This window comes from Staphylococcus sp. HMSC068G11 (assembly GCF_001815825.1).
Classification (GTDB): Bacteria; Bacillota; Bacilli; order Staphylococcales; family Staphylococcaceae; genus Staphylococcus; species Staphylococcus epidermidis.
Genome location: NZ_KV822075.1, coordinates 167,224 through 181,114, shown reverse-complemented (window position 1 = coordinate 181,114; position 13,891 = coordinate 167,224). Strand labels below are relative to the sequence as shown.

The following is a 13,891-nucleotide window of genomic DNA, read 5'->3' as shown; positions in this document are numbered from 1 at the left end:
TCTAAGAAATATTTTGTTGAATTGTGTTTAAAATGTCAAAACACCTAAAAGAAAGCGCTTGCAAAACAAAAATTTGTATATTAACATACTTGTATACAAGTAGAGGGACATTGAATTGAGGTGGATAGAACGTGACGTATGGTTATCCGAAAAAGTGGAAGGAAAACATGACTTCAGGACAAGTAATAGCTGCTGAGTTACGTTTAGGAATAGTGAATGGCGAAATTGAATCCCATATACAACTAAGTGAAAATCAAGTTGCACAACAATTTAATGTGAGTCGTTCACCAGTCAGAGATGCATTTAAGTTACTTCAAACAGATCAACTGATTCAATTAGAACGTATGGGCGCACAGATACTTCCTTTTGGTGATCAAGAGAAAAAGGAAATGTATGATTTGCGTTTGATGCTCGAATCATTCGCCTTTTCAAAATTAAGTGGAACAGATACACAACATATTGTTAAGGAAATGAAAAAGCAATTAGAAATGATGAAGGTTGCAGTCCAATTTGAGGATGCTGAAGCATTTACACAACATGATTTTGAGTTTCACGAGGTGATGATTCAAGCAACAAACCATCAGTATCTTAAAGTGTTTTGGAATCACCTTAAACCTGTTATGGAATCACTCATACTCATTTCAATGAGACAAAGAATGGCAAATGACCCTAAAGATTTCGATAGAATTCATAGTAATCATCAAGTTTTTATAGATGCTGTTGAGAACGATGATGCCTCCATATTGAGAAAAGCATTCCATTTAAATTTTGATGATGTAGGAGAAAATATTGAAGCATTCTGGTTACGTTAATTTATAGAAAAGAGGGATGAAATATGAAATATATGATTGGTGTAGATATGGGGACAACGAGTACGAAAGCTGTGCTATATGATGAAAAAGGCAAGTTTATAATGAAACATAATATTGGCTATGACTTACATACACCAAACGTAGATGTGTCGGAAGAAAATCCGGATGAAATATTTGATGCTGTGCTTATGACGGTTAAATATATTGTAAGAGAATCTGGCATCGCAAAAGAAGATATTAAGTTTATTTCCTTGAGTGCGCAAATGCATAGTTTGATTGCTATGAACGCGGATAATCAACGTTTAACTGAAAATATCACATGGGCTGACAATCGAGCGAATGATTATGCTGATTTAATAGAAAAATCATATGACGGTTTTGAATTGTATCAACGAACGGGTACACCGATTCATCCTATGTCACCATTATCAAAAATCTTTTGGATGAGACATGAGGAACCGGAAATATTTAAACAAACAGCTATGTTTGCAGATTTAAAAACATACGTACTGTTTCAATTATATGAGCGATTCGTCATTGATTATTCTTTAGGATCAGCTACAGGTATGATGAACTTAGAACAATTAGATTGGGATCATAAGGCTTTAGAATTGTTAGGTATTGAAAGAAATCAATTACCTCAACTTGTTCCAACTACACATGTTTTAACTGGAATGAAAAAACGCTATGCAACGTTGATGGGGATTGATGAACAAACGCCTGTAATTGTCGGAGCGAGCGATGGCGTATTATCTAACTTAGGTGTAAATAGCTATCAAAAAGGTGAAGTTGCTGTAACTATTGGCACATCGGGCGCAATTCGTACGGTAATAAATCAGCCAAAAACAGACGAGAAGGGGCGTATTTTCTGTTATATTCTCGATAAAGATCAATATGTGATTGGCGGTCCCGTCAATAATGGTGGTGTCGTTTTGAGATGGTTACGAGATGAAATTTTAGCGAGTGAAGTTGAAACGGCTAAAAGGTTGGGGGTCGATCCTTATGATGTGTTAACTCAGATTGCGAGCAGAGTAAAACCAGGTGCTGAAGGATTGATTTTTCATCCCTATTTAGCTGGAGAGCGCGCACCATTGTGGAATGCTGACGCAAGGGGTTCATTCTTCGGATTGACATTATCTCACAAGAAAGAGCATATGATCCGTGCAGCATTGGAAGGTGTACTGTATAACTTATATACGGTTTATCTGGCATTAATTGAAGTGATGAATGAAACACCGACAACAATTAAAGCGACGGGTGGTTTTGCTAAAAGTGAAATTTGGCGACAAATGATGGCAGATATTTTTGATACAGACTTAATCGTACCTGAAAGCTACGAAAGTTCATGTCTAGGTGCATGTGTACTTGGAATGAAAGCTCTAGGAGAAATAGATGATTTTTCAGTCATTAAAGATATGGTTGGTACAACACATGCCCATGAACCTAACCAAGAAACAGTTGCCATCTACCAACAACTTGTCACCATTTTTATTAACATTAGTCGTTCTATGACTGAGAACTACAGTGATATTGCGAATTTCCAACGAGAACATTTAAGTGATTAATTGATTATATATTATATGAATAATAAACAAGAGAAAGAAGGGGAATGCGATGTTTGGAGAGATTTGGCCACTCATCAGTGTTGTATTAGGAATTATTATCTTATTAACATTAATTATTGGATTGAAACTTAATACATTTATTTCATTAATCATTACCTCAATAATAACAGCGTTATTATTAGGTATGCCACTTAACAAAATTATGGAAACCATTGAAAATGGTATGGGTAGTACGCTAGGTCACATTGCTTTAATCTTTGGCTTAGGTGCGATATTAGGTAAATTATTAGCCGATGGTGGTGGGGCAACGCGTATTGCTGATACACTTATTGCAAAGTTTGGTCAGAAACATGTTCAATGGGCTATGTTGATAGCAGCATTTATCGTTGGTATTGCGCTATTTTTTGAAGTAGGTCTTGTACTATTAATCCCACTCGTATTTACAGTAGCTAAACGCGCAAATGTATCAATTTTAAAATTAGGACTACCAATGGTCACAGCGTTATCCGTTACACACGGATTCTTACCACCGCACCCTGGACCCGTTGTCATCGCTAAAGAGCTTAAAGCGAACATTGGTGAAGTTTTGTTATATGGTATGATTATTGCTATCCCTGTAACACTTATTTCAGGTCCACTCTTTAATCGATTTGCACAAAAGATGGTTCCAACAGCGTATACGAGAGAAGGGGATATTTCTTCTTTAGGTACTCAAAAGGAATTTAAAGAAGAAGAGATGCCAAGTTTCGGAATAAGTTTATTGACTGCTATTTTACCTGTTATTCTTATGTTGATTTCTACAATTGTGCAACTGATTACAGGACACGAAGAAGCAAAAAATGTATTCGAACAAATTGTTTACTTCATAGGAACTGCTGGTACTGCAATGCTTATCGCAGTGATATTTGCAATCTTTACGATGGGAATGAAGCAACACCGAAAAATGGAAGACATTATGAATTCAGTTACGCATGCTATTTATCCAATCGGTATGATGTTACTCATCATCGGTGGTGGTGGTACATTTAAACAAGTGCTCATCGATGGTGGCGTAGGTGATACAATCGCTAAGATGTTTGAAGGAACAAGCATGTCACCCATTTTATTAGCATGGATTGTAGCTGCAGTCTTAAGGGTTTCATTAGGATCAGCTACAGTTGCTGCCGTATCAACAACAGGCATTGTGTTACCACTTTTAGAACATTCAGATGTTAATGTTGCTTTGGTCGTTCTTGCAATAGGCGCAGGTAGCGTAATTCTCTCTCACGTCAATGATGCAGGATTCTGGATGTTTAAAGAATATTTCGGGCTGACAGTTAAAGAAACATTTTTAACATGGTCGTTATTAGAGACAATTATTTCAGTATCAGGTATTTTATTTATTTTGTTTATTAGTTTATTTGTATAGAGAAAAATTTCCTGCCGCTCTCATTTTAAAAATATAGCGAGTGTTTTTCAGTGGATGTCTGTCACCGATGTATTTAAAATAAAGTTAATTTCTTTTCGAGTATTTTTAATTTCTAACGCAATTCTTGATTAAGTTAATGTTAATATTGAAAAAGATTGTGGTGAAAAAACGCTACTATGAAAGCATTTTAAATAGTGATACACTTTATTAAGAGTTTAATTACGTAAATAGGTAAAGGAGTTTATAGATTGAAAAAGATAAAAAAAGCAATAATTCCTGCCGCTGGTTTAGGTACTCGTTTTTTACCAGCAACAAAGGCGATGCCAAAAGAAATGTTACCAATATTAGATAAACCAACAATCCAATATATTGTAGAAGAAGCTTCTAAAGCAGGGATTGAAGATATTATTATAGTGACTGGTAAGCATAAACGTGCAATTGAAGATCACTTTGATAATCAAAAAGAATTAGAAATGGTTCTTGAAAATAAAGGAAAAGCAGACCTGCTTGAAAAAGTACAATATTCAACAGATTTAGCTAATATTTTTTACGTACGACAAAAAGAACAAAAGGGGCTAGGACATGCAATTCATACTGCAAAACAGTTTATCGGTAACGAACCATTTGCAGTGTTATTAGGAGATGACATTGTAGAGTCTGATACACCAGCTATTAAACAATTAATGGACGTTTATGAAGAAACAGGCCATTCAGTGATAGGTGTTCAAGAAGTGCCAGAATCTGATACACATCGTTATGGTGTGATTGATCCTTCTGCTAAAGAGGGGAGTCGATATGAAGTACGTCAATTTGTAGAAAAGCCGAAACAAGGTACTGCCCCGTCTAATTTAGCAATCATGGGTCGTTATGTATTAACACCAGAAATTTTTGATTATCTTGAAACACAAGAAAAAGGTGCTGGAAATGAAATTCAATTAACTGATGCGATTGAACGAATGAATAGCAAACAACAAGTGTATGCATATGATTTTGAGGGTAATCGTTATGATGTTGGAGAAAAATTAGGATTTGTTAAAACAACGATTGAATATGCTTTAAAAGATCCAGAAATGAGTCAAGACTTAAAAGCATTCATTAAGCAATTAGATATTTAAATTCAATCAAAAATGCCTGGGACAAAATAGTTGTTCCAGGCATTTTACGTATTTATAGTGGATGATTGGATTGAGTATTCACTGTCATCAAATTTTGATTATTAGAAAGGATAGTACCCAATATCGAGAGTTCAACCTAGAGATTCTACTAACCATGTTAATTCTATTTCGATATTAAGATTGCAAAGAGAATACATTTCTATCTTTTTCTACTTAAGAGTTAAATATAGCATCGTTCATTTTTTGTGCAATTACGTCAAAATGATCACAAGAAAGTGATACATAAAGTTTGATTTTAGGTTCTGTACCAGAAGGACGCAAAGCAATAAATCCTTCATTAAAGTATATCTTTATTACATTCGCTTTAGGTAAAGTTATATCACTGACTTCATCATTTTGTAAGTCAGTCTTTTTACCTGTTTCAAAATCTTCGATTGCAATGACTTTAAGACCGCACATTTCCGTAGGTGTTTCACTTCTGAATTGAGTCATAATATTTTCGATTTTTGCCTTGCCTTGAGTACCTTCAAATGTATGTGAGAAGAGCTTGTCATTAAAGTTACCGACATTTCGAGTAATGTCTTCTAATTCATCTTTAAGCATGCGTCCTTCATTTTTTAATTCAGCTGCATACTTAATCATTAATGGCACGATTTGAATCGCATCTTTATCTCTTACGAAAGGACGAGCTAAGAAGCCATAGCTTTCCTCGTAGCCAAAAATAAAGTTTTGTTCAGGAGACAGATGTCTTATTTCAGCTGCGATATATTTAAAACCTGTCAAAACTTCTTTGAAATTAACATTATGATATTGAGCAAGAGATTTAGCTAAGCCACCACTTACAATTGATTGGAACATGATTCTGTTAGGCAATCCTTCTGTTTGCTTGATGCGATAATTTAACAAAAGTGCACCAATCTGATTTCCATTGTAATAGTAGATGTTACCTTCAGCATCACGTTCAACTATTCCTAAGCGGTCTGCATCGGGATCTGTGCCAATAAGTAAATCAGCATCAATATGATTAGCAAGTTCTATCGATTGATCAAACGCTTTATGATCCTCTGGATTTGCACTGGCTACAGAGCTGAAATCTGAATCAGGTTCACATTGTGATGCAACTAACTCAAATTGATTAAAGTTAAGAGAAGATAAAATGTCAGGTACAATTGGCACACTCGTACCATGCAAGCTTGTAAAGACAACTTTTAAATCGGACTGTGGAATCGTTCCAACTAAGTCTTGTACGTTTTTGAAATAATCTTCTCTGACTTCGCTCGGGACTGAATGAATTAATGATTGTTGTTCAGTAGTTAAACTAGGTAAATTAATATGAAGCGGATGACCTAATTTATCGATATATGTGCTTAATTGTGCGGAAGCGTCGGTTGGTAATTGTGCACCATCTTCTCCATACACTTTGATTCCGTTGTAATCTTTAGGATTATGGCTAGCTGTAATCATTACACCCGCATCAGCCTGTAAGTATCTGACTGCAAATGACAAATCAGGTGTTGTTCTGTATGTATCAGCAAGATAAACTTTAATATCATGACTTGCTAGAATATTAGCGATAATTTGAGCAAATTCAGGTGATAAGTGCCTTGTGTCATAATGTATGACGACGACAGGATGTGCGATACTTGATGTTAAATAGTGGGCAAAGCCTAACGCTACTTTAGATACTGTGAACTTATTTAATCGGCCTTCACCTAAACCGAATTTCCCTCTAATACCAGCCGTGCCAAAAGACAGTGTAGTATTGAGTCCTTCTTGTTGCTCTTCGGGAGTTTGATTATTATAAAAATCTTTGACTAAACTTTCGTCTAATACATCTATCCAATTATTTTTCATATTTACAAATTCCTCTTTATTAAAATTAAAATATACATTATACTATATTTTTAGTTTACGTTTATTTTCGAAAACATAAAAAGTTCTTAGCTTATTTTAAAACAACATATAAAATACTTCTTAAATCACATTATAAAATTTCTAGCTTCAAAATGCATCAATATTTTTATAATTAACTATAAAATAGCATACATCTTAAAAGGTGAGGATTAAAACAATGATATATACGGTAACAAGCACATTACCCCTAGTGCACGGAGGAAGAACTAAATCATTATTAACAAGAATTCGATTTCTTGATAAAGAAATGGGCATTCACAATAAAATATTAACAACGAATTATAACGCTAATTATAATGAAGTTTATCAAAAGTTCGAAGAGAATCAACTCATAACGAAAAATACGCAAATCGAAAATATATATGATTGGTTATCTGATTTCAAATTACTTTCAATACCTAAAACAAGATTTAAGAAAAAAACTCTTTACTCTGAAAAAGATAGAGACATAGAAGGTTTAACTTCTAAAGCATTCAATGATGGCAATGTGATGAGATATTATGATCAAGAAACTTATGTTTTATATCGTAAATTTTATGAAGATACAAATATCATAGAATTTGAAGACGTGATGTCACCAATTTCTAAGAAAAAAATTGAACGTAGAGAATATAATCACTTCGGTCAATTGCATAGAAAGATTTACTTCTCAAGTCGCACATATCACAAAATTTTGGAAGAATATTTTGACACAGAGGGAAGTATTTACTGTAAAAAATTTTTCAATTCTCAAAAGGCAAATGAATTAGATTTCATTCAAATTTTTAAAAATCAACGTATCATGAAGGCTTTTAAAAACGAAAAAGATCTCTTTAAATATTATTTCGAACATCGCTTTAAGCAAAATGATATTGTTTTTAATGATGCTAGACTTCTAGATAAACCACTTTTAAATAACTGTATGAACACAAAAAATGTGCTTGTATTTCATAATAGCCACATCGATGGAGATCATATTAAATCTTCATACAAAATTGCACTGGAAAATTCTGATAAAGTAGCTCAATACCTCTTGCTCACACATATGCAAAAAGACGATATTCAACATGCATATGGTATCAGCGATGAAAAAATATCGATTGTACCTCACTTTATTAAAAGCTATGGACAACAAGATACTCATGACAAAGAGGATAGATTCGTATTTATTGGTAGACTAGGCAAACAAAAACAAGTGGACCATTTAATCAAATCTTATAATCAATTCTTAAAATATGGACATCAAACGAAATTAGCGATTTATGGTGCAGATGAACAAAATCAAAAACAAGTCATACTAGATTTAGTTAAAGAATATCAAATTGAAGATAAAGTTGATTTAAATGATTTTACCAAGCATCCACTTGAAGAATTCAAAAAATCTAAAGCCTCACTATTAACCAGTGAATACGAAGGTTTTGGTTTAACCGTTATGGAAAGTATTGAAGTAGGTTGCCCAGTCATTGCTTATGATGTAAGATACGGTCCTGGTGAAATCATAGAGCACGGTGAAAATGGTTATCTTGTTGAGCCAGATAACATTGAAGCATTCGCAGCCTATATGGATAAAATAATTAAAAATCCACTAACAAAAGTTGAAACAAAAAATGCACTCAAGTATGAACAAGCAAAGAATAACTATCAGAAGTTGTTTGAGAGAGTAAAGTAATTATATATAAATTGAAAATTTTAGGTATTCAGATGGTTGAGATGATCTGAATACCTTTTTTTATGCATAAATAAAATACGTTTAATAACAATGAATTATCTATATAAATCATATTTTTAACTCATCTAATATATTAAGTATGTAAACCACGACTTGTTTAAAAAATAAATTTTATATACATAAACAGAGCATTTTTCGCAGTTGTTTGGATGTATAAACACATATACATTTGTTAAAATTAAAATAAATTTATTAAGGTGTGAAGGTGATGAAATTGAAAAAGGAAATTAATGTAGTAGGTGCTATTATATACTCTGATAACAAAATATTATGTGCGCAAAGAAGCGAAAATATGAGTTTACCCTTAAAATGGGAGTTCCCAGGTGGGAAAATAGAAAATGGGGAAACCGAAAAAGATGCATTAATAAGAGAAATTAAAGAAGAAATGAAATGTGATTTAATTGTTGGTGATAAGGTAACAACCACAACTTATGAGTATGACTTTGGAATAGTTAACTTAACAACCTACAAGTGTAAACTTAACAATAAAAAACCAACTTTAACTGAGCATAAGGAAATAAAATGGGTAGGAAAAAATGAATTAGATAAATTAGAATGGGCTCCAGCAGACGTACTTGCTGTAAGACGTATAATAGAGGAGAATTAGATTGAGTAATTTGATACAAGATATTAAGCAATCTTTATATAAAGGGTTTATAGATAAAGATAGTTCCCATAAAGGTAATTTTGTTCCAAGATTACTAGTAAATAACAAAGAGGAAAATGTTCTTTCTACTATTATAGATCAGCTGCACAATTGCCAATCTTTTTGTATTTCGGTTGCATTTATAACAGAAAGTGGTTTGGCAAGTCTAAAATCACATTTTTATGATTTAAGTAAGAAAGGCGTAAAAGGAAGGATAATAACATCAAATTACTTAGGTTTTAATAGTCCGAAAATGTTTGAGGAATTATTAAAAATAGAGAATGTAGAGGTTAAATTAACAAACATTGAGGGGTTCCATGCTAAGGGATACATATTTGAACATCATAATCATACTTCTTTTATTATAGGGAGTTCGAATTTAACTTCTAATGCATTGAAATTGAATTATGAACATAATTTATTTTTATCTACTCATAAAAATGGAGATCTTGTTAACAATATTAAATATAAATTTGATGAACTTTGGGATTCTAGCTTTTCTTTAACTAATGAATGGATAAGGGAATATAAACAATCTTTTGAATATCAAACATTGCAAAAAGTATTTGATAACACAGCCGTTCAAAATTCGGATATTAAAAAGTTTAATGAATCAAAACTTATAAAACCCAATTTAATGCAAGAACACGCTTTAAAGTCATTAGAGTCTTTGAGAAATATGGGAGAAGAAAAGGGGTTAATTATATCTGCGACAGGAACTGGAAAAACTATTTTATGCGCACTTGATGTAAGAGCTTATTCTCCAGATAAATTTCTATTTATTGTTCATAATGAAGGTATATTAAATAGAGCTATAGAAGAATTTAAGAAAGTTTTTCCATATGAGGATGAAAGTAATTTTGGATTATTAACGGGAAAGCGAAAAGATCATGATGCTAAATTCCTTTTTGCAACAATTCAAACACTTTCTAAAAAGGAAAATTATAAATTGTTTAACTCTAATCATTTTGACTATATCGTTTTTGACGAGGCGCATCGAACTGCTGCATCTAGTTATCAGAAAATATTTAATTATTTTAAACCTAACTTTTTGCTAGGAATGACTGCAACACCTGAAAGAACAGATGAATTAAATATTTTTGAATTATTTAATTACAATATTGCTTATGAAATTCGTTTACAAGAGGCTTTAGAGAGTAATATTTTATGTCCTTTTCATTATTTTGGAGTTACAGATTATATTCAAAATGAAATGAGTCAAGAAGATGCATTTAATCTAAAATATTTAGCATCTAATGAGCGTGTTGAACATATCATAAAAAAGACTAATTATTATGGTTATTCAGGTGACGCTTTAAAGGGTTTAATATTTGTTAGTAGTAGGGAGGAGGCGTATCAATTAGCAAACCAATTAAGTAAACGTGGTATATCATCAGTTGGTTTGACAGGAAAAGATTCTATAGCTTATAGAACTGAAACAATTCAACAACTAAAAGAAGGATCTATTAATTATATAATTACTGTTGATTTGTTTAACGAAGGAATTGATATTCCTGAAATAAATCAAGTTGTAATGTTAAGACCTACCAAATCCAGTATTATATTTATTCAACAGCTTGGTAGAGGATTAAGGAAAAGTAATAATAAAGAATTCGTTACTGTTATAGATTTTATTGGCAATTATAAAACTAACTATATGATCCCAATAGCCTTATCTGGGAATAAATCTCAAAATAAGGATAATTATAGAAAATTCTTAACAGATACTACGGTTTTAAACGGTGTTTCAACAATAAATTTTGAAGAAGTAGCTAAAAATAAAATCTATAATTCGCTAGATTCTGTTAAATTAAATCAACCAAAACTAATTAAAGAAGCTTTTAACAATTTAAAAGACCGAATAGGTAAATTACCTTTACTTATGGACTTTATAAATAACGATTCGATAGATCCGAGTGTGATTTTCTCACGTTTTAAAAATTATTATGAGTTTTTAATAAAAAATAAAATTATTGAGAATGAATTAAGTATTAATGAATTTAAAAATTTAACATTTTTATCAAGACAATTAGCACCTGGACTTAAAAAAGTAGATATTGATGTATTGAAAGAAGTTATACAAAATGACGTAACTTATGAAAATTTAACAAAAAAATGTTAAACATTAATAACGATATTTCTGAATATGATATTAACACTTCATTGAGTATTTTAGATTTTACTTTTTTCAAAAAGACTATAGGTAAAACTTATGGATTGCCTTTAATACAATATAAGGATAATCTTATTTATCTAGGAAATGAATTTAAAGAGGCTTTAAATAAATCACTGTTTAACACATTTGTTCATGATTTAATTGATCTTGCTAATTATAATAATGACAAATATCAAAATAAGAAAAACAGTTTAATTCTATATAACAAATATTCTAGGGAAGATTTTGTTAAGTTATTAAACTGGGATAAAGATGAATCAGGAACAATTAATGGTTATCGTATGAAACATCGTACACTTCCTTTATTTATCACTTATGATAAACATGAGAATATCAGCGATAATACTAAGTATGACGATGAATTTTTGAGCCAAGACGAATTGAAATGGTACACGCGGTCTAATCGTAAATTAACTTCACCGGAAGTACAAAATATTTTAAAGCATGAAGAAAATAATACAGATATGTATATATTTGTGAAAAAAAGAGATGATGAAGGGAAATATTTCTACTATTTAGGTAAAGCCAAATATATTAAAGGAACTGAGAAGCAAGATTATATGCCTAATGGAAATAGCGTGGTTACTATGCATTTATCAATGAATACGTCTATTCGAGATGATATTTATAGATATATTACTTAATTACTTATACTAAAATTATTATTTATGAATTTTGACTATTAGTAAAAATAAGTGATACTTTTGTGAAATGTATCACAAAATACTTTTAATTTACATAAAATGATGTAGTATATGAAGTGTAAGGAAAGAGTAAATTATTGAGGTGATGACTATGAGAAATGCTATAGAAGAATTGATCTTCTCCGATGTAAGTAGTTATGACATCTATGTAAACACAGGCGTTAACCAAGGGTTGGTTGGAGACATCAAGGATGGTTATTTGACGATTGATTCTATCCCATATATTGATGCTGAAAGATTATACTATTATAGTTTAGAGCGCAAAGCTCTCGTTACAAGTTGATTTTTGACGAACTCCCACAATGTTGAACTCGCTTGCTCTCAAAGAGTAATTGAGGGCAAAATTGACACTCTATATACCCCTAAAATCTTAATTAATGTGTTAGGAGACCGTAACTTACTACCCCTGTGAGTTATGGTCTTCATTTTTGATCTGTGATTCAACGATGATTTACATTTCTTTTAATGTGTCATATTGTCTCACACGAAGTATCCTATGATCACATCGAATCTTTCATTTCCCAACATATTTTAATCATCACAATGCAAGCTGACTTGATAATTATTAAACGTTTCGACTTCTAGGATTTTTAGACCGTTCAGCCTGTTTAAAGTTCTTTTTTACGGAATTGTAAGCATAAACAATATTATATAACTTATTTTTAGCATCGTTTTCACTTGAAAATGGTATACGTATATCGTCTCGCTTGTTCACTTCGCATCTAAATGCTTTTTCTTGTTCCTGACGTTCAGCTAGCGATAATGCGCACCATTCTTCCTCTGAAAATAATTCTTCAAAACGAAATTCAAAAGCAGTACGATGATTATTTTCGCTTAGTTTTAATACCCGTTCATAAAACGACATTACTGTTCCTCCTAAAACTTGACTTTTATTCTTTTGTTACTATGTTTACTTTATAATGAAAATGACTAAATATAAAATGATTTTTATAATTAAATATATGTTTGATTCCTTTTGTTTAAAGTTGATCTATAAATCACATTAATGTCCTATTCTCTAACAAAACGTTATGATAAAGATATTTAAAATAATACTATGATAAGGAGTAGTGATGTATGACAAAATTAAAAGAGAAAGTTGCAGTCGTTACAGGTGCGAGTAGCGGTATAGGAGAGGCGATTGCCAAAAAGTTAAGTCAACAAGGCGCATCAATAGTTCTGGTTGGTCGTAACGAACAACGCTTAAACGAAATAGCCCAGCAACTAAATAACCCAGCTAAAGTTGTTTCAGCGGATGTCACTGTAAAATCGAACATAGATGATATGTTAAAAGTTGCAATAGACCATTTCGGTCATATCGATATTGTTGTGAATAGCGCAGGTCAAAGTTTATCATCTAAAATTACAGACTATAATGTTGAGCAGTGGGATACTATGGTAGATGTAAATATTAAAGGTACACTCCATGTTTTACAAGCAACATTGCCTTATTTGTTAAAACAATCTAGTGGGCATATCATCAATCTTGCATCAGTATCAGGATTTGAACCAACAAAGACGAATGGCGTTTATGGTGCGACAAAAGCAGCAATACATGCAATCACACAGTCTCTTGAAAAAGAATTAGCACGTACAGGTGTTAAAGTGACTAGTATTTCACCAGGAATGGTTGATACCCCTATGACGGAAGGGACTGATTTTGGAGAACGCAAAAAACTTGAAGCACAGAACATTGCTGATGCTGTAGTATATGCTTTAACACAACCTAGTCACGTTAATGTTAATGAAGTAACGATAAGACCTGTTTAAATGATGACATTTCTCTATTTAAAATAGCATTTTCGTTTCATGTTACACTTAAATTGTTACGTTTGAATTCAAC

At 31.9% G+C, this 13,891-nt stretch carries 10 protein-coding genes and 1 pseudogene; 9 read left to right on the top strand and 2 right to left on the bottom strand.

The features are described 5' to 3' along the window. Positions 1-131: 131 nt before the first annotated feature. From HMPREF3058_RS05815 to galU, 4 genes are all read left to right on the top strand, one after another. The gene (locus tag HMPREF3058_RS05815; protein WP_002491034.1) at positions 132-812 is read left to right on the top strand and encodes a GntR family transcriptional regulator; all 681 of its coding nucleotides are present in this window, start codon (positions 132-134) and stop codon (positions 810-812) included. Positions 813-835: 23 nt separating this feature from the next. Beyond that, positions 836-2,377 carry a gluconokinase gene (gene gntK / locus HMPREF3058_RS05810; protein WP_002491042.1) on the top strand — a complete coding sequence of 514 codons (1,542 nt, stop codon included), beginning with the start codon at positions 836-838 and terminating at the stop codon, positions 2,375-2,377. Positions 2,378-2,426: 49 nt separating this feature from the next. Further along, the gene (locus tag HMPREF3058_RS05805; protein ID WP_002491091.1) at positions 2,427-3,785 is read left to right on the top strand and encodes a gluconate:H+ symporter; all 1,359 of its coding nucleotides are present in this window, start codon (positions 2,427-2,429) and stop codon (positions 3,783-3,785) included. Positions 3,786-4,033: 248 nt separating this feature from the next. Continuing rightward, on the top strand, positions 4,034-4,900 hold the full coding sequence (galU, locus tag HMPREF3058_RS05800; RefSeq protein ID WP_002490646.1) for a UTP--glucose-1-phosphate uridylyltransferase GalU: 867 nt from the start codon (positions 4,034-4,036) through the stop codon (positions 4,898-4,900). Between the two features lie 213 nt (positions 4,901-5,113). Here the strand turns inward: galU and HMPREF3058_RS05795 are convergent, their stop codons facing one another. Continuing rightward, the gene (locus HMPREF3058_RS05795) at positions 5,114-6,754 is read right to left on the bottom strand and encodes a phospho-sugar mutase (RefSeq protein ID WP_002491080.1); all 1,641 of its coding nucleotides are present in this window, start codon (positions 6,752-6,754) and stop codon (positions 5,114-5,116) included. Between the two features lie 217 nt (positions 6,755-6,971). Between HMPREF3058_RS05795 and HMPREF3058_RS05790 the strand changes: the two genes are divergently transcribed. From HMPREF3058_RS05790 to HMPREF3058_RS05775, 4 genes and pseudogenes are all read left to right on the top strand, one after another. Continuing rightward, on the top strand, positions 6,972-8,462 hold the full coding sequence (locus HMPREF3058_RS05790; RefSeq protein ID WP_002491115.1) for a glycosyltransferase: 1,491 nt from the start codon (positions 6,972-6,974) through the stop codon (positions 8,460-8,462). Positions 8,463-8,736: 274 nt separating this feature from the next. After that, a complete protein-coding gene (locus HMPREF3058_RS05785) occupies positions 8,737-9,129 on the top strand; it encodes a (deoxy)nucleoside triphosphate pyrophosphohydrolase (RefSeq protein WP_002499536.1) in 393 nt (130 codons plus the stop codon). 1 nt (position 9,130) lies between these two features. Further along, a pseudogene (locus tag HMPREF3058_RS05780) lies at positions 9,131-11,988 on the top strand (DEAD/DEAH box helicase). A 151-nt stretch (positions 11,989-12,139) separates the two neighbouring features. Further along, positions 12,140-12,331 (top strand): hypothetical protein, encoded by a 192-nt coding sequence (locus tag HMPREF3058_RS05775; RefSeq protein WP_001831457.1) that lies wholly within the window; start codon positions 12,140-12,142, stop codon positions 12,329-12,331. Between the two features lie 282 nt (positions 12,332-12,613). Here HMPREF3058_RS05775 and HMPREF3058_RS05770 read toward each other — a convergent pair whose 3' ends face one another. Then, positions 12,614-12,913 carry a DUF1413 domain-containing protein gene (locus HMPREF3058_RS05770; RefSeq protein ID WP_002491053.1) on the bottom strand — a complete coding sequence of 100 codons (300 nt, stop codon included), beginning with the start codon at positions 12,911-12,913 and terminating at the stop codon, positions 12,614-12,616. A gap of 212 nt (positions 12,914-13,125) precedes the next feature. Between HMPREF3058_RS05770 and HMPREF3058_RS05765 the strand changes: the two genes are divergently transcribed. After that, complete coding sequence (locus HMPREF3058_RS05765; RefSeq protein ID WP_002491119.1) at positions 13,126-13,818, top strand: SDR family oxidoreductase; 693 nt, start codon at positions 13,126-13,128, stop codon at positions 13,816-13,818. Positions 13,819-13,891: the final 73 nt, after the last annotated feature.